The sequence below is a fragment of the Streptococcus oriscaviae genome, from assembly GCF_018137985.1.
GTDB lineage: Bacteria > Bacillota > Bacilli > Lactobacillales > Streptococcaceae > Streptococcus > Streptococcus oriscaviae.
In genome coordinates, this window is the sequence record NZ_CP073084.1 from 1,726,769 (window position 1) to 1,745,140 (window position 18,372).

At 38.7% G+C, this 18,372-nt stretch carries 13 protein-coding genes and 2 pseudogenes; 12 read left to right on the forward strand and 3 right to left on the reverse strand.

Translation table 11 applies throughout. From position 1 onward, the window contains the following. Positions 1–220 precede the first annotated feature (220 nt). Positions 221–1,569 (reverse strand): IS3 family transposase gene (locus tag INT76_RS08745; RefSeq protein WP_212569952.1). Its coding sequence is split into 2 segments (ribosomal slippage): positions 221–1,119 and positions 1,119–1,569, totalling 1,350 coding nucleotides; the frame shifts between segments, so codons are not numbered across the junction. A gap of 146 nt (positions 1,570–1,715) precedes the next feature. Between INT76_RS08745 and INT76_RS08750 the strand changes: the two are divergent. The 8 genes and pseudogenes from INT76_RS08750 to INT76_RS08785 all read left to right on the forward strand — a co-directional run. Continuing rightward, positions 1,716–2,176, forward strand: a pseudogene (locus tag INT76_RS08750) (replication initiator protein A); the annotation flags it as partial. 148 nt (positions 2,177–2,324) lie between these two features. Beyond that, positions 2,325–2,573, forward strand: a complete 249-nt coding sequence (locus tag INT76_RS08755) for a hypothetical protein (protein WP_212570064.1) — start codon at positions 2,325–2,327, stop codon at positions 2,571–2,573. 95 nt (positions 2,574–2,668) lie between these two features. Further along, positions 2,669–3,934, forward strand: a complete 1,266-nt coding sequence (locus INT76_RS08760) for an efflux RND transporter periplasmic adaptor subunit (protein WP_212570065.1) — start codon at positions 2,669–2,671, stop codon at positions 3,932–3,934. After that, positions 3,918–4,592 carry an ABC transporter ATP-binding protein gene (locus tag INT76_RS08765; protein ID WP_212570066.1) on the forward strand — a complete coding sequence of 225 codons (675 nt, stop codon included), beginning with the start codon at positions 3,918–3,920 and terminating at the stop codon, positions 4,590–4,592. The genes INT76_RS08760 and INT76_RS08765 overlap by 17 nt, the downstream gene beginning before the upstream one ends. 15 nt (positions 4,593–4,607) lie before the next feature. Continuing rightward, positions 4,608–5,822, forward strand: coding sequence for an ABC transporter permease (locus INT76_RS08770; protein WP_212570067.1), 1,215 nt, complete (start codon positions 4,608–4,610; stop codon positions 5,820–5,822). Between the two features lie 38 nt (positions 5,823–5,860). Then, on the forward strand, positions 5,861–6,508 hold the full coding sequence (locus INT76_RS08775; protein ID WP_212570068.1) for a response regulator transcription factor: 648 nt from the start codon (positions 5,861–5,863) through the stop codon (positions 6,506–6,508). A 1-nt stretch (position 6,509) separates the two neighbouring features. Then, complete coding sequence (locus INT76_RS08780; protein WP_212570069.1) at positions 6,510–7,886, forward strand: sensor histidine kinase; 1,377 nt, start codon at positions 6,510–6,512, stop codon at positions 7,884–7,886. 38 nt (positions 7,887–7,924) lie between these two features. Then, positions 7,925–8,776 (forward strand): CPBP family intramembrane glutamic endopeptidase, encoded by an 852-nt coding sequence (locus tag INT76_RS08785; RefSeq protein ID WP_212570070.1) that lies wholly within the window; start codon positions 7,925–7,927, stop codon positions 8,774–8,776. A gap of 223 nt (positions 8,777–8,999) precedes the next feature. Here INT76_RS08785 and INT76_RS08790 read toward each other — a convergent pair whose 3' ends face one another. Both INT76_RS08790 and metE read right to left on the reverse strand, forming a co-directional pair. Then, a complete protein-coding gene (locus INT76_RS08790; protein WP_212570071.1) occupies positions 9,000–10,832 on the reverse strand; it encodes a bifunctional homocysteine S-methyltransferase/methylenetetrahydrofolate reductase in 1,833 nt (610 codons plus the stop codon). 13 nt (positions 10,833–10,845) lie between these two features. Further along, positions 10,846–13,068: a 5-methyltetrahydropteroyltriglutamate--homocysteine S-methyltransferase gene (gene metE, locus INT76_RS08795; protein ID WP_212570072.1), complete on the reverse strand. Its 2,223-nt coding sequence runs from the start codon at positions 13,066–13,068 to the stop codon at positions 10,846–10,848. 291 nt (positions 13,069–13,359) lie between these two features. Between metE and INT76_RS08800 the strand changes: the two are divergent. The 4 genes and pseudogenes from INT76_RS08800 to INT76_RS08815 all read left to right on the forward strand — a co-directional run bounded on the left by INT76_RS08800 (position 13,360) and on the right by INT76_RS08815 (position 18,349). Further along, positions 13,360–14,251 (forward strand): annotated as a pseudogene (locus tag INT76_RS08800) (IS982 family transposase). A gap of 36 nt (positions 14,252–14,287) precedes the next feature. Continuing rightward, positions 14,288–15,295 carry a hypothetical protein gene (locus INT76_RS08805; protein ID WP_212570073.1) on the forward strand — a complete coding sequence of 336 codons (1,008 nt, stop codon included), beginning with the start codon at positions 14,288–14,290 and terminating at the stop codon, positions 15,293–15,295. 148 nt (positions 15,296–15,443) lie between these two features. Then, on the forward strand, positions 15,444–17,408 hold the full coding sequence (locus tag INT76_RS08810; RefSeq protein ID WP_212570074.1) for a hypothetical protein: 1,965 nt from the start codon (positions 15,444–15,446) through the stop codon (positions 17,406–17,408). Positions 17,409–17,779: 371 nt separating this feature from the next. Further along, complete coding sequence (locus INT76_RS08815; protein ID WP_212570075.1) at positions 17,780–18,349, forward strand: hypothetical protein; 570 nt, start codon at positions 17,780–17,782, stop codon at positions 18,347–18,349. Positions 18,350–18,372: the final 23 nt, after the last annotated feature.

Below are 18,372 nucleotides of genomic sequence, written 5' to 3' on the forward strand. Positions count from 1 at the left end.
GGATGATAGGAAACTTTTTTATAATGGTAGTACATCTTATAATATTTATTCAAAATTAATCGTTAGAAAGTGTCAAATCGTTAAATAGTATCATTGATTCTCTAAAGACAAATCACGTGGAGTGTGTTTCTTTGCTCGTAAAAGCCTAGAATCTTTTGATAAATCGCAATAGTAAAAAGCCTTGGTTTTGAAGTGACCCCAAAAAGTTAGACAGTATATTTTAAGTGAAGGATTGAGTTCTGTATTGTACAGGGCTCAGTCCTTTTAATGTTAGTTTGATACGTCTGTTGTTGTAGTAATCAATATAATCTGAAATAGCTTGTTTCAACTGGTCTAGTGATCGAAAACTCTTCTCAAATCCATAAAACATCTCTGTCTTAAGTGTGCCAAAGAAAGATTCCATCATCCCATTATCTAAGCTATTACCCTTACGAGACATAGACGGTTTCATGTTGTGTTCCTTTAGAAACTGGTGATAGTAGCTGTGTTGATACTGCCAGCCTTGGTCACTATGAAGAATAGCCCCTTGATAATCTTGCTTAGGAAAGGCTTCCTCAAGCATATCTCTTAATTGTTTTAAATTCGGTGATGTTGATAGATTATAAGCGATAATTTCACTGTTATAGCCATCAAGAACTGGTGATAGATACAATTTCTGATGACTAGCAGGAATCGAAAACTCCGTGACATCAGTGTAGCACTTTCTAAGTGGTTGAGAGGCACTAAACTGACGATTGATGAGATTAGCTGCTTTCTTGCCAACTTCTCCCTTGTAGGAATTATAGCGACGTTTAGTCCGTATCCTTGCCTTTAATCCCAAGTCTCTCATCAAGCGCTGAATCTTCTTGTGATTAATCCGATAGCCACGATTGCGTAACTCAAGATGAATTCTGCGATAGCCATAACGCCCTTTGTGTTCAGTATAGATGGCTTGAATCATCTCTTTTAACTCACTATTATTATCTTCCTTTGATAATCGCTTAAGCTGATAATAATAAGTTGAGCGAGCTAGCTTTAAGATAGCCAATAATAGCGATAAGGGAAATTCAGTAATTAGTCCTCGAATGATTTCTGTTGCTCTTTGAGCTTTGCTTCGTCCCTCAATCGGTATTCTCTCAGCTTTTTTAGCACAGCATTCTCCGCTCTAAGATACTCTAGTTCATGTTGGAGACGTTCTAACTCGGTCATCTCCTCAAGTTTTTTCTTTGGTTTACGTCTCATTTTGGCAGGTCTCCCTCGTTGTTTCTCAACAATAGTATACCCATTTTTCTTATATTGTGCTATCCAATTTGGAAGCATACCTTGATTTGGCAAGGCATAGTTTAAAGAAACCTCCAGTTGTGAGTAACCATTTAAGAGAACTTGGTCAATCATTTCTTGTTTTAAGTCTGGTGAGTAGTACCTGTTTTTTCCCTTACGGACAATCTCTGGACCATATTTATCCATGAGTTGTACCATATAGCGAAGATTAGATACGGTGATATTATAGGTTTGACTAATTTGCGACCAAGAATAGCCAGCTTGCTTCATTTGATAAATCGTTAGTTTATCTTCGTAACTTAATTTCATAGAAAAACACCCCCAAAGTTAGATTTTTTGTCTAACTTTGGGGGTGCAGTTCATATCTAGAACTTTTAAATTTAGTTAAAAGTTATCAATCAAATAGCATTTTTAAAGGTGAATCTATGTTAACCTGCTAATACTGGAGGGAAATTATGAAACGAATAACTGCTAATCACTATCAAACGTCAGAACGTTATTATAAGCTTCCGAAACTCTTATTTGAAAGTGACCGATATAAAAATATGAAATTGGAGGTTAAGGTTACCTATGAGGTCTAAAAAGACCGTTTGGAGTTGTCTTTGAGTAAGGGGTGGATAGATGAGGATGGGGCTATCTATTTGATTTACTCCAACTCAAAATTGATGGCACTGCTTGGCTGTTCCAAGTCGAAATTACTGACGATAAAAAAGACATTGAAAGAATATGGCTTGATTGATGAAGTCCAACAATCTTCCATCGAAAAAGGGAGTTTGGCCAACAAGATTTATTTAGGGGAATTGGAACATGAACCTACCCCAGTCTCAAATTCAGACGGGGGTAGTGTTAAAAACAGACTAGGGGGTCTTAAAATCAGCCTAGCCCCGTCTTAAATTCAGTCCCTAGTGAGATTGAAGGGAGGGATTTTGTTTTGTTTTTTAGCATGAGGAAAAGTTTCATCACCCCAAAATAACAGATAAAAAACAGATGAACCATAGGTTAACTATAGATTGCTTTGTTATAATGTCAATGTTCAAAAATATAAGTCAAAAGGAGAATTTAAGATGAATATGATGAAACGAATGAGTTGTATGGTAGTTTTATTTGCCAGCGGTGTGTTAATGGTGGCGTGTGGTAATCAGGCCAACAATGGTGTGGGAGATAAAAATAATGAGACAGTAGATATTGGAGAAGCTGTCAAATCTGAGAAAAAAGTGATCGATGGCAAAGAGGTTGAGGAATATGTTCTCAAGGATGGTACGATTATTCAACAGGATGTTGAGGCAGCTAAGGAACTGGAACAAGGAGAATAGGTATAAGGATATAAAAGGCTGAGGTGCAGATTATCAGTCTTTTGTGTCTCAGATTGTTTGAAGTAGTAGTTGAAATGTGATATAAGGAGAGTCTTATGTTGGCTTACAAAGGACGAAAACTAAAAGGATATGGGAAAAAGAGGCTAGTCATAGGCTTGTCAGTGGCAGGTTTAGCTTTGTTGGCTGGTGGTTACTATTGGTACAGTCAGTCTCAAATATGGACAGGTGCTAATGAGGTTGTTGAAGCAATTCCTGTCAAAGAGGCGATTGCTAATAGTCAGAAAGTAACAGCAATCCTATCTGGCGAGGTAGAGCCTAATCATGCTAGCAAGATCAAAATTGACTCCTCTAAGGGAGCGGTCAAAGAGATCTTTGTTAAAGCTGGAGATACGGTGACAGAAGGACAAGCACTTTTTTCTTATGACACCGCCCAAGCCTTGACCGCTCAATCTGCAAGTTATGATGTTCAGTCTCGAGCAGGAACGACACAAACAGCTCGTAGTAATGCTGATATAAAATGGGGGACTTATCATCAAAAAGTTGCAGACTTGGGAGCTCTTCAAGCTAGATATAATCAAGGAGGCGAGGATAAACCGAGTCAAGAAGATTTAAGAACAGCCCAGTCTGCTGTCAATCAAGCCCTAGAAGAGGCTCAGACTGGTGAAAATGAAGCTAAAAATGCTCAGATTGACTATGAAAAAGCTGTCGCAACCTCTAATACAGAAAATGAGAGATTAAAATACGATACGGTCATAGCTGATGCCGCTGGTCTGGTTACCAGTGTTAATACTGATTTAAAGAATCAATCGGCAGATAAAAAAGAAAAAGAAACCTTTATGGAAATCGTTGACCGCTCCAAATATTTTATCAATGGTGAGGTTAATGAAGTTGACCGTGACAAGATTCAACTGGGACAACGTGTGACGGTCATTGACCGTAAGGATAACAGTAAAACTTGGCTAGGAACGGTGACCCAAGTTGGTGATTTGACAACAGATAGTGAGTCTAGTGCAGATGGTAAGGAAAATCCTAATCTTTCTAAGTATCCTTATAAGGTTGAATTGGATCAGACGGACACACCTCCAGTTGTTGGTTCACATACTTATGTTAAATTGTTTGACTCAAGTACAGAAGCAGGTAAATTCATTTTAAATAAGTCCTACTTGGTTAGGGAAAAAGGCAAAACCTTCGTCTGGAAAGTAACTGGCAAGAAGATAGTAAAACAGGATGTAAAGGTCAATAAGGTGACAGAAGACCTTTACGAGCTAGTAGAGGGATTGACTCAGGAAGATAGGCTTTCCTTACCTAAAACAGGTATGACTGATGGTATGGAGGTGGGACAAGATGTTAAAACTCAGTGACATCAAAAAGACCTACCTACAAGCTGGTGAGGAAATTCCAATCTTGAAAGGAATTGATTTGACCATTGAAAAGGGAGATTTTCTAGCTATTATGGGACCTTCTGGTTCAGGAAAGTCAACGTTGATGAACATTATTGGTTGCTTGGATAAGGCAAGTAGTGGACACTATCAGATTGAGGATATTGATGTAGGTAATTTGTCTGATAATGACCTGTCGGATTTGCGTAATCAAAAGATAGGTTTTGTCTTTCAAAATTTTAATCTTATGCCCAAGTTAACGGCTTGTCAAAATGTTGAGTTGCCACTGACCTATGCTAATGTTCCTAAGCAAGAGCGTCGAGAGCGAGCTTTGGAGATGTTGTGTTTAGTTGGATTAGAAGAACGAAGTAACTTTAAGCCGTCAGAACTATCGGGTGGTCAAAAACAGCGTGTTGCCATAGCCCGTGCCTTGGTAACTGATCCTGTTTTTATTTTAGGAGATGAGCCGACAGGGGCTTTGGATACTAAGACGAGTGAGCAGATTATGGAGCTTTTTCAGACATTTAACCAAGCAGGGAAAACTATCGTTATCATTACACATGAACCTGAAGTTGCCCAAAAGTGTCGAAAAACAGTTGTTTTGCGTGACGGACTGCTTGAAGATGGTCATTCTGTTTAGCGGAAGGAGGAGGCTATGGAAGAAATCAAGACAGCTCTACAATCAATCCTGTCTCATAAAATGCGTTCTATATTGACCATGCTAGGTATCATTATTGGGATTGCAGCTATCATTGCAATTTTCTCCATCATTGAGGGGAATACTGAGACAACTAAACGACAGTTGATTGGCGGTAGCAACAATACTATGGATGTGGTTTATGCTAAAAAGAGTGCCTTGGATGCTAGGATAGCTAGTAAAGACAATGCAAAAAAGCCGCTTTATCTGCCCTTTATTGGTCAAGAAGAAGTGCCTGCTATTAAAAAGTTAGCTGGTGTCAAAGATGTTGCCTTGACTTATGAGACAGACGACACCATTTACTACCTAGAAAAACAGTCCTCAAGTAAAATTGTAGCCACAACGCCTAATATTAGAGACTTAAAACAGCTAGCCATTGTTAAAGGGAAAGGATTTGAGCAGGCCTCTTTTAAAGAAGAGGAACAGGTCACTATTTTAGAGAGAAGTCTTTATGAGCAGCTTTTCCCCAACGATGACGGTATTGGAAAATATGTGGATATCAAGTCAATTCCTTTTAAGGTTATCGGTGCTTATCAAAGTCAGGACTCTGCTAACGTCTATGGCGGCGGAAAGACTGCCTATATTCCTCTGGGGCAGTGGCATCATGTGACGGAAGAAATCAATGTAGCACCGACCACTGTGGTGCAGACTGTGAAAACCGATGATTTAAAGCCTGTTTCTCAGGCAGTGGGTAACTATCTCAATCAAAAAGTCGCTGATTCTGACTATGCTTTTGGAACCATGAATTTGAGTGATTTTGAGCGTCAAATTGAAAACCTTAATCAGTCTAACTTTGTCTTACTGGCAGGTATTGCCAGTATCTCTCTTCTGGTTGGTGGCATTGGTGTTATGAATATCATGTTGGTATCTGTGACAGAGCGAACACGGGAAATTGGTATCAAGAAAGCCTTGGGAGCAAGGAGGAATATTATTCTCAGGCAGTTTTTGATTGAAGCGGTAATTTTGACCTTGATTGGTGGTTTCATTGGCGTCTTTACGGGTATTGTCAGTGGCTTTATCATCACACAATCACTAGCCTATCCTTATATTTTGTCCCTGTTGTCTGTTCTTGTTAGTCTGCTATTTTGTTGTATAATAGGGATAGTATTTGGTTTGTTGCCAGCAATCAAGGCATCAAAACTCAATCCGATTGAAGCTCTACGCTTTGAATAGGAATAAAAAATGGAAAAAGGCATGAGAGGTAGCGAAAAATGAAGCATATTTTGGTGGTCGAAGATGATCCAATCATCAATCAAGTTATTTGTGAATTTTTGAAAGAGAATAAGTATCAGGTGACATCTGTTTTTGATGGACAGGATGCCTTAGACCAAGTTGCTTCAGCAGACTTTGACTTGCTTATCTTGGATATTATGCTCCCGAGTGTCAATGGAATTGATGTCCTAAAAAGGGTGCGTCAAACTTCCCAAGTGCCTATCATGATGCTGACGGCAGTTGATGATGAATACACGCAGCTGGTCAGCTTTAATCATCTTATCAGTGATTATGTGGTCAAGCCCTTTTCACCTCTCATCTTGTTGAAGCGTGTGGAAAATATCCTACGTCAAGAGGTACAAAAAAGCTCATCTGATAGCCTTTATCATTTAGATTATGATAATAGTGCCTTGGTCTATGAGGGAGAGAGAATTATCCTGACCAAGAAAGAGTATGCCATATTGACGGTTTTGATAAAGTATCAAGGTCGGTTGGTGACACGGGAGCAGTTGATGAATACAGTCTGGGGTTACAGCGAGCTAGACAGTCGTGTTTTGGATAATCACATCAAAAATATTCGCAAAAAATGCCCTCAGCTACCCTTGCAAACCATGACAGGCATGGGCTACAAATTGGGAGAGGGCTAGTATGAAACTGACAAGTAAAAATTTTTTGGTTATCAATGGCTTAATTTTTTCAGTTATTACGGTGACTCTGGCTATCTTGTATATTTTCATGCCTGTCTACTATGAAGAGGTCAGGGTTGATCAAGTAAAGGAAGCAGTTGACAAGGTTCAGCAAAATTTAGATGGACAGGATAAGGAAGAGGTGCTAAAGCGTCTAACGACTTTGGATAATCAAGATTTGCCCTTTAGTCTCTATCTGTTTGAGGGAGAGACAGTCGTCTATCCTTATGTTGATAGGAACAATACCAACAGTGACCAACCTTTAAATGACTTTGAAATCACTGTTTCTTCCCCACCAGTGGAGGGCGAGATACGAAGTCTGCGTCAAAAGATTGTGACTAAAGATGGGCAAGAAATAACCTTAGAAGCTCAATATTCTCTGCAACCTATCTCTGATGCTAGCCGTGTTTTGCTAGCTATTTATCCAGTCATTTTAGTAATAGCCTTGGTGATTGGGACTATTGTAGCTTATATATACAGTCGTTCATCAACCAAACGTATTAAACTCTTATCTAAGACAAGCAGACAGATGCTTAGTCTAAAGGAGGGATTGTCTTGTCAACTAGAGGGAAAAGATGAGATTGCCGAGTTGAGTCGAGATATTACCAGTATGTATCAGCAATTGCGACAAACCGTGGTTAGGCTAGAGGTCGAAATTGAAAAGACTGCTTTGAGCGAGCGTTCAAAGGAGGAGTTTTTACGGATCACCTCGCATGAGTTGAAAACTCCCATTACCAGTATGATGGGCATTGTAGATGGCATGCTACTGGGGGTTGGTGATTTTAAAAATAGGGACTATTACCTCAAAGAGTGTCGTCGTATCTTGGAAGAGCAATCTCAGTTGGTTCAAGATATTTTAACCATTTCCAAGATTGATATGGCAGACTTTTTGGATACTAAGTATTGGGAGACTTACGCCATGACAAGATTTTTGGAGGAGCAGTTACCTACTTACCAATTATTGGCAAAGATGAAAGGTTATGAGTTCGACTATGCTCTTTCTGAGGTGACGGTTGAGGCTAATAGGATTTATCTAGAGAAAGCCTTGAAAAATATTATCGATAATGCCTTTCAGTACACCAGGCCTGAGGGGAAGATTAGGATTCAGTTGACTGAGAAGCACTTGGTTGTGGAAAATCAAGCTCAGACTCTCCTGAGTGATTCGGACTTGAGCAAGGTTTTTGAGCCTTTTTATCGACCAGATTATAGTCGTAATCGTAAGGACGGTGGCACGGGCTTGGGACTCTATATTGTCCAGAAAATTTTAAGTAGGCATAAATTTAACTACCGCTTAGAAAATACAGATGACGGTTGGGTTAGGTTTACCCTAGATTGGTAGAATGATTGAGCTGACCTATACGATGAGAGGAGAAAAGTATGGAAATGATTAAGAGAAATAGGAAAAGCTGGCAAGCAAAGATTTTGTATATTGCGAAAGTATTAGTTATCATCACGGTCTTGTCTCTACTAGCAGCTGTCCTATCATCAGTATTTTTAGCCTTTGTTGGTCATTTAGTTCCAGAAAATAGCCCTAGCTTTAGACTATGGACCAATCTGACCTTTGCGTTTACAAGTCTGGTTGTGATGATTTGGGTTCGTTATGGTGAAAAGACTCCTTTATCTAGTCTTGGTCTGATTCGGAAGAAAGCTCTTAGGCAATTAGCGGCTGGCTGGGGACTGGGTGCCACCTTTTACACTATCTATATTGGTTTGATGATTCTTTTTGGGCATTTTCAGATTGCTAGCATTCAAGTCAATCCACAACTTTTGTTTCAATCTTGTCTCTGGTTGCTTGTCTGGCTAGTACAATCTCATGCTGAAGAAGTTAGCATGCGTGGCTGGCTATTTAGCCGCCTTAGCAGAGAGTTGTCAGTAGTAGCATCAGTTGTGCTATCTTCCTTGTATTTTATGATTTTGCATTTTGGCAGTGGCTACTTTGACCTGATGAGAATGCTAGACTTGTTTTTATTTGGTATTTTTGCCTGTCTAGTTTACTTATACCAAGGAAGTATTTGGGCTATTAGCGGTTTTCATGCAGCTTGGAATTTTTTTGATGTCACCGTATTTGCTCCTCTTGAAGATGGGGTATCTGACAGTATGGTTTATCTCAAAAATACGAGTTCTGGTAATCTTGACCTTATTAACGACGGCACGGGGCTATCTCTTGTCATGCACACTCTTGCCATACTTTACTTAGTGCATAGAATTCGCCAAAGAAAGGGAGTTTAATAATGAGCGAAAACCTTAGCTAAGGTCGTTAACTTATACTTAGCCTGATGAACGTTTTGATACTGACTTTGTCAATCCCACTCTAAAAGCTATTTGCATGTTTGCAGCCAAGTTAGTTTGTTGTATAAAGTCAGCTGAGTATTTCTAAAATCATGAAAAAAAAACGAGCAAATAGACATTTATAAAAATGATTATTTGCTCGTTTTTTTATCGTTGGAAACAATTATCTAAGTTGTTTTTCTTTAATGTAATCAATCAATTGGCAGGTTAGGTCGTATCTCATGAATGGAGTGATGAGATAGATGCCTTTGAAATATTTTAGAGCTTGATCAATCAAGTCTTTAGTGGATTTCATGGCAAATGCTTGGCAGGCAATAGGATCGTCTTTGAGGTCTTCTAACTGAGCTAGAAAACTTTCAGAGAGTTGGATGCCAGGGACTTCGTTGTGAAGAAAGACGGCGTTGTTATAGCTGGTAATGGGCATGATGCCTACAAAAAATGGGGTATCGTAAGGCTGGATGACTTTGGCCAATTGCTCAAATTTGCTGGCATCAAAGATAGGCTGGGTTATGAAATAGTCGGCACCTGCTGCGATTTTCTTTTCAATCAAGCGCGTGGTTCGGTCTATATTTTTAACATTAGGATTGTAAGCAGCAGCAACGGTAAAATCAGTTTGCTGACGTAGGCTTGCACCACTATAAGATTGACCTTGATTGAGTTGTTTAATCAAGGTTAATAGTTTAAAAGAATTGACATCATAAACACTCGTAGCTCCAGGGAAATCACCGATAGTTGACGGGTCTCCAGTAATAGCCAAGATATTATGAAAACCTAGTAAATCTAGTCCCATAAGTCGAGATTGTAAACCGATAAGATTGTGGTCTCGTCCTGTCAAATGTAGCAGTAGCGGTGTTTGAATGCTATCTTTCAGATAACTGGCAATACTGAGGTTGCAAATTCTAGTATTTGCCAAGGAATTGTCAGCTAAGGTAATAGCACCAATGTCTTTTTTATCAAGTGCTTGGATGGCTTCCTGAAATTTAGCGATGTCTAGTGTCTTTGGCGGGTCTAATTCAGTGATGATAGTGACCTCTTTTTTAACCTTATCAACAAGGGTTTCCTCTTGCCTAACTCTCTTGATGAGGTCTTCCTCGGTGACAGTAGGGGTGATGAGCTTACGCGCAATAGGTTTTAGATTCTTAACCGCTTTTTTAACTTCATGGATATGCTCAGGTGTTGTTCCGCAACAGCCACCGATAACTCGCACGCCCTCGGCGACCAGAAGTTCCGCAGATTTTCCAAAATAACTAGCGTTTGAGCTGAATTGGTATTGCTGGGTTTCAGCGTCAATGGCAAGGAGACTGGCATTAGGATAGACTGCCAGATAGGACTGGGCAAATAGTGGCACCTGCTTGAGGGACTGTATCATGTGATAAGGTCCAAAGTGACAGTTGAGTCCTACAATATCGGCACCTTTCATAACCAGTTGGCTCATGAGCTCGACAAGGGGACGACCGTTTTCAGTAATACCAGGCTCGTGCAGAGCGATATTCGTCAAGATAGGCAAGTTAGTTAGAGGTCGTACCATATCAAGAACAGCCAGTAATTCCTCACTATCGTAGTAGGTTTCAAACAAGAGTCCGTCTAGTTTTTCTGTAGAGAGGAGGGCTTGAACTTGTTCTTTGGTTTCCTCTAGTATCTGCTCGAGGTCTAGTGGACATCTCTTACGCCCTCTGGAAGCACCGATTGTTCCCAAGACAAAGACCTTATCTCCAGCTGCTTGGCGTGCTAAGTCAACTGCTTTCTGGTTAATAGTGACAATATCATTATCATAACCATATTCTGTCAGTCGGTGGCGCTGAGCACCGTAGGTGTTGGTCTGGATAATATCAGCGCCTGCCTTGATATAGGCTTCATGAATAGCTAGGATTTGCTCAGGGTGGGTGAGGTTGTAGGCTTCGTGGCAGGTGTCTAAGCCATAGGAGTAGAGCAGTGTTCCCATGGCACCGTCAGCTACTAAAACCTTATTTTTTAATTTTTCTAGTAAGTCTGACATGGTTCACCACTTTCTAGCCTAGTTTGGCACGGACTTCTTTTGTTGCTGCGACTAGGTGTTCAAGAGCAGCAACTGTTTCAGGTTCTTTACGGGTTTTTAGGCCACAGTCTGGGTTGACCCAGAATTGTTTGGCAGATAGATGTTGGAGTGGTCGTAGGATATTGGTCGTGATTTCTTGAGTGGTTGGGACACGAGGTGAGTGGATGTCATAAACGCCCAGACCAATTCCTAGAGGATAGTTGTTAGTCTCAAAGCTTTGGATAATATCACCGTGACTGCGACTGGTCTCAATAGAGATAACGTCAGCGTCCAATTGTCGAATGGTGTCGATGATTTCGTCAAATTTAGAATAGCACATGTGGGTGTGGATTTGGGTCTCGTCCTTGACAGATGACGTTGCCAATCTAAAGGAAACTACGGCATCATCTAAGTAGGCTTGTTGTTTAGCCTTGCGTAGAGGGAGTCCTTCACGTAGGGCAGCTTCATCCACCTGAATAATACCAATACCAGCCTCTTCTAGCAACTTAATCTCATCCTTAATAGCTAGACCGATTTGGTTAAAGAGGTCGCCACGGCTAATATCTGTCCGCTCGAAAGACCAGTTGACAATAGTGATTGGTCCAGTCAACATCCCTTTAACAGGGCGATTGGTTAGGCTTTGGGCATAGACTGTTTCTTTGACAGTGAGTGGCTGGATATGTTTGACATCACCAAAGATAATCGGTGGTTTAACTGCACGAGAACCGTAAGACTGAACCCAGCCTAGTTGTGTTGTGGTAAATCCAGCTAGTTTTTGTCCGAAAAATTCAACCATATCAACACGTTCAAATTCGCCATGGACTAGGACATCGATGTCGAGGTCTTCTTGGATTTTAATCCAGCGTGCAATTTCAGCTTGAATAAAGTTTTCGTAGTCTTGGTCTGTAATATCGCCACGTTTCCAAGCCAAGCGTGTGCGGCGAACTTCAGCTGATTGTGGGAATGACCCAATCGTTGTTGTTGGTAAGGTTGGTAGTTTAAATCTATCATCTTGTATTTTTGCGCGTTTGCTGTAGGCGGTTCGCTCTGTTTTGACGCTGGAAATATCTTCTAGGTTAACATTTCGGAAGTCAGCTGCCTGGAGTGCCTCAAAGTCAGCGACATGCTGAGCATAGAGAGGGTGAGATGTACCTTGAGCTAAGATAGTGAGTTCTACTAATTTCTCATCAGCGAAAGCTAGTCCATTTTTCAAGACAGGATCTAGAGATGTTTCGTTTTGCTTGGTGACAGGAACGTGGAGTAGGCTACAAGAAGGCTGAAGGATAACTTCTTTAACCTTATCTTGAATATCAGTGATGAGGCTTGAGGTGGCAGTCAAGTCACTTGCCCAAACGTTTCTACCGTCAATCACACCTGCAAAGACAACCTTATCTTTGAAGTATCCCTCGTGAATGAGCTTGAGATTGTCCTCTAAGCCGTGAACAAAATCCAAGCCAAAGGCTGCAACGGGAAGCTCTGCAAGTTCTTTAGAAATCAAGCCCTCAAAATAGGTTTGAAAAATCAGTTTAGCTTCAGGAACTTCCTCAGCAAAATAAGCATAGACACATTTAGCAGCCTCTAAAAGACTAGCGCCTTCATCAGTGACAAATATAGGTTCATCGACTTGAATGTAGTTAGCACCGGCTTGGGTGAATTCTTTAAAGATTTGTTTGTAGAGTGGAAGCAGTTTTTTGACCGTTGCCGTAAAATCATCAACACCGCTAGCTAGAGAAACATAAGTCAAGGGACCAACGATAACAGGTTTAGCCTTATCGCCAATAATGTCTTTAGCTTCTGAGTAGAGGTCAAGTAGACGATTGTGAGTCAGTTGAGGTTTGACATTGTTAAATTCAGGAACGATATAGTGGTAGTTGGTATTGAACCATTTCTTCATGGCAGAAGCTACATGGTCTTTATTGCCACGTGCAATGTCAAAGTAGAGGTCAAGTGTAATGTCGCGGTCTTTAAAACGCTTAGGAATGATATTAAACTGGAGAGACAGGTCTAGGATATGGTCGTAGAGAGAAAAGTCTCCGACAGGTATCAAATCAAGACCAGCGTCAGCCTGCTTCTTCAAGAATGACAAACGAAGTTCTTTGGTTTTATCTAGCAACTCTTCTTGAGTAATATTGCCAGCCCAATAGCTTTCAATCAAAAATTTCCATTCACGATGTTCTCCCAAACGAGGGTAGCCAAGGGTTGAAGTTTTTAGTGTCATAGTTACCTCCTATATGGTATGTGCTCGTGAGCTATACCTGTTTTATTATTTTACACTTGTTATTTTAAGTTATAGTTGCTGTTATTTCAACAGTTTCAGTCATTTCTGTTTTTAAGGTGTAGATATAGTTTTAAACTATGTGCTTTGGAGTTGTTATAACTTTTAACTATATCTGTAGGGTTCGTTAATTTCAAGTTACAATTACCCGTGGTGCTAGTTGATTTGACACTACCATAAAAAGCCCAAAAGGACTATACTGTAAGTGCCTAAACAAACAGGAGGTTAGTCCAAATGAGCCGCTTACAGTATACCGCTAAATCTCATCACTTACAATGGAATATGCAACAATTGTCAAACATTTGTTCCCAATTTTACAATGATTATTGTCCTGAAGCCTTAAAACACCGCCGTAACCTTAAATTAGCCAAAGTTTCCGATCAAGCCATTCTAACGTTGCTATTATTGCAAGCTGAGTTAGGTATCCAGTCTCAACGACACTTTTATAGAATCTGTCGGCTATTCACCTGTGGTAACTTACTAGAAAGAAGTCGCTTTAATCGGCGAGCAAGACACTTAATTTGGTTAGTTCAAGTCATTCGTCAAGCTATGAATAATGACATATCTCCTGATACTATCCTTATTATGGATAGCTTTCCACTGGTACTTTGTCAACCTGTCCGTAACCATAGAGTCTCTATTTTCAATACAGTAGCAGATATTGGCTATAATGCGTCTAAGAACATGTGGTTTTATGGTTCCCAAATTGTCAAATTAAGTTGGACAGAAAAAGCCATCTATGTTAGTAACATTGTCAGGTTATATTCTGAACTATGTTATCACACCAGCCTCTGTTCATGATATCAGAGCAGTTGAGGAGCTATTAGAGAATTGTCGACAGTCCTTTATTTTAGCAGACTTGGGTTACTTAAGTCTGCAACTTAAAACTGACCTAGAAAACAAGGGCTATCATCTGTGGACACCTTTACGTCAAAATATGGTTGGAGCTAAGCAACATAACAATTGGGAACTGCTTGCTATGAGACGAACAATTGAAACACGATTTTCAGAGCTTTGTACTCTTTTTGATATAGAGCATACTTTGGCTAGAGGGATGACAGGGTTACAATTGAGAATTGAGCAAATCATACTTGCTTACAACTTGAGATATTTTGAAATCAACTAGCACCACGGGTATAATTATTTTTCTGAATTTGGTCTATTGCAGGAAGATAGGTATATATTAAAACCAAATCTAGGAGGAAAAATTAAATGGAAAGAGACTATCTTAAAAGGAGAATTTTATATTGAAAGAGGAAAGATAGTTCTATATCCTTTCTATTATGAGAAAAAATATAACTTTTCCGTCTTTTTGACAGAAGCGATGATATTTGCTATTGATTATACTTTAATGAAATTTAAGGATTTTATTGGCCTTCCTGAAACCGGTAGAGAGTTTCCAGAGTTTGATTTCTTAGGTAACAAGGATTATGTAATTGATATACTTCAGTCGTATAGGGAGAAGGAATTCAAGGATTATAAGATTGATTTATTAGATGCTCTTATTGAATTCTTTATGTCAGTCAAGGTAGGAGGAAACTATTATTTAAAGCATTATTCTTTTAAAAGTATTTGGGAGAATATGATTTTAGAATTTTTGAATGGAAATTTTGATTCTTTTACTGACGGAGAACTTAAGTTAAAATCAAACGTATACAAGGCAAAGTTTGAAAAACCAACTTTTTATCCCAACTCATTAAATGATAGTCACTATTTTCAACCTGATTATTACTTCATTGATGATGCCAAAAATCAAATTATTTTCGATGCAAAATACTATTCAAATATTCATGGCATGAACTACAAGCAAATTTGTTACAATATGTTCTTAGAAGGATATTTAGGAAGGGAGTATCCTGATAATACAAAAACAAATATTCCATATCCACAATCTTTATTATCTATAATGAACGGATCTCCGACTGATGATGAAAGTTATTATGGTATTATCGAAAATGAGCGGAATATAAATAATATTGTACCAAAATATAAAAGTGTTTTTTCAGCTCTTATCTTACCGTGTGAAAGACGAAAGAGAAAACAACATTTTCAATTATCAAGTATCTATGGTAAAAATAATCCTAATTTATTTATTTCTGAAGAATATTTCAATATTAAAGAGGTAATGCAATATTATGTGGATAAGAGGTTTGTAATTACTGAAGATTAGTTTTCTTTCAATAAAAATCAAATTTTAATTAAGCTTGAAATAAATTAAACATGTTTCAATTTGTTTATTTAATTAATAAACTATGACTAATTAAACGTACTTTATCAGCAAACTTATAAATCAATATCTTGTGTCGGAATTCATATCGATGACACAAGATATTGATTTTTTTCGTTTATCTGATATAATATCACTGAGAAAAGATAGAGAACAATATTTAAAAATTAACTATAGAAAGATAAGTGGTGAGCCATTGGACTTTAAATACTATTTAAATAATAACCCTCGAGTTACTGGTTTCATTAATGGTTGGATTCGTGAATACCTTGACGCACTCCATGATGTTCCGTTTTTCATTAATGATATTGAAATTTCAATTTACCAAGTCAAGTTTTGTACTATCTATTGGACTGACCGTGAGAATTTTGTATCTGAATGCAGTACGGTAGTTAAGTATAAGGCTTTGAGTGAAGGGTTGACCTATACAACACGATTTTCATTTTGGTTAGACGGTTACTTTATGGTAGACGACTTACAGGTTATGAACTTTAGAACATCAGCACCAGAAGGACTTGAAAACCACTTTACCCAGCGACTTGATTTAATTCCCTATATGAATTGTGGAGAGTACGATCTTGCTGCGAGTCATATTTTATCCAAGTACTATCCTGAATTTTCAATGACTATTGACAATGTTGGTACAATTGATGTAATGGTACTGGCACAACGAATGGGCTTGAATGTGGTGTTTTTGAATGTATCGGAAGTAAATGAGCAACAGCGCGCCATGGTCAAATTTGATAGTGAACCTGTCAAAGCTTTTGATCCAGAAACAGGGGAAATCTTCGAGTATTCCCCAAATATGGGGGACTTAATAGTCGATGCCAAATTGCTTGACCCTAACCGAGTTGGAGAGTTGAATAATTCTATTTTGCATGAATGTGTACACTGGGAGTATCACTGGCAACATTTCGCTTTCAAACGAATGCTCACTAACCATTACGGAAGTCCAAAGCTAATACCTCTCAATCTTGTTAACGATAATCCTGAGTACTCCATGGAATGTCAAGCTAAGGGAATTGCACCAAGAATTCTCATGCCGAAAAACTCAGTTGAGAAGATGGTTATTAGTACTATGGGAGAGTATAGTTACCTTGGTTTTAGTAACGTGACTGAGTTATCACTTCTAGCCAAAGCCGTTGATAAGGTCGCTATTGCGTATCATGCTTCTAGAAAGTCCGCCAAGATTCGATTAGAAGAACTCGGTTTCTCAAATAATAGTAGCGCATATGACTATATTGATGGCTCCTATGTTCCTAGTCACATCACTTCGACAAATGGAGAAATTTATCTACACCAGACTTTTGCAATTGGTTTTTCGGAACTGATTAATTTAGCTAGTACTAATAAAGAGCTCAGCGAATTGCTGCTCTCTGGTGAATATGTCTATGCAGACAAATTTGTTTGTGTTAATGATTCGCGCTATGTTGAAGTTGGACCATTCGGACATTTAGTATTAACTGAAGAAGCGCTGAATGACGTGAGTAAATGCTGCTTAGCATTTAGTTATGAATACCTAAGCTTTAATTCTGGGTTATCAACTCAGTATGAGTACACACTCTTTAAGTTATCGGATGCTGATTATGGTCGAATTCTGAATGGTTTTAACCAAAATGCTGAGGTACTAGATGTTAGGGAAGAGGTAGTCGCACTTGATAATTTCAATGTTTATATCCAGGAAATCATCACTGAGAATGCTGGAATCGTTGATTATTTGTATGATATCCGCCTTTCTTTTGAAGAAGTAGTTAGTAAAATCGTTGACTATCGAGGTTATGATAATCAAGAATTTATGGCTCAAACCAATCTTCATCGGAACTTCTTAGGTAAACTTCGTCAATTCAAAGGTACCTCATATGAGGAAATGACACTCTTGAAACTTTTTGTAGGGTTGAAAATTCCAACAATCTATCTTGAAAAATTTTTTGCTATTGCTGGCAGAACCATTAACCCAACTGACCAAAAAATGCAGTATATCACTCAACTTTTATCTGTATACCACGGAATCGATATTGATAAGTTTGAGAAACTCGTAAAACAGATTCCAGCATAGAAAAATAAATTTGCACCTAGGCTAGGTGCATTGGCAGAGCAGAAATGCTCTTTTTTTGTACTCAATTTTTGAAAATCGTTGATATTACTGCAAACCCTGTGCACCTAGGCTGGTACACAGGGTTTTTCGTTTTAAAGTACACTAGAGTTACTAAAAAAGAGTAAGAACTCTTTATAAATTTCTACTAGTAGTTCTGTCACTGATCATGACCATTAACCATAAGAACCAGCTAGTAGGAAATGTCAACGTGTATGGTTAGTTGACCAATTATGTATAACCGCAAAGGAAAAGCATATGAGGTCACTATTTAAATTTAATAATGCATTGTCATCCCCTTTTTCTTTGCAAGCCAAAGTCAAAGGAGTCAAACAATGCCAATTAATGTCAACTTTTTCAACTACTGTCAAGCTCAATCTTCATCAACTGGTGTAGAACCACTAGAGTGTGAGGTTCTAGCCCCAATGTTTGTGCAGGGCTATTATATGTCGTCAAGTTATTCAGGTCTAATCCGTGGGACATTTCGACAATGCCGTATCATGGGTATTCCAATTCTAACAGCTTTTGTACCTGTTGCAGAAGAGGTGTATGAACAAATGGTTAAGTGGTATAATAGCTCAGTCAATGATTATCTTAAGGATTTTCGTAAACCTAAGAAGAATACTCTTGAAGTCACATCATGGGAAGCCTTCACAGAAAAACAAGATTTAGCAATTGCTGATGAAGCGATTGAACTATACCTAGTGATGGATCAATTTGAATTTTTGAAGGATAAGATTGCAGAAACCAACTTCGATGCGCGTGTAATTTTGGACATGCTGTTTGAAGGTTATGAGAATAAAGAAATCTTTGAAATTCTAGGTGTCAAGAAGTCTGCAGGATATAAGAAAGTCAATAAGACTCAGCAAGAAGGCCTAGACCTTTACAAAGAACTCAACAAATAAAACCAATCGCCATTTCAATTGAG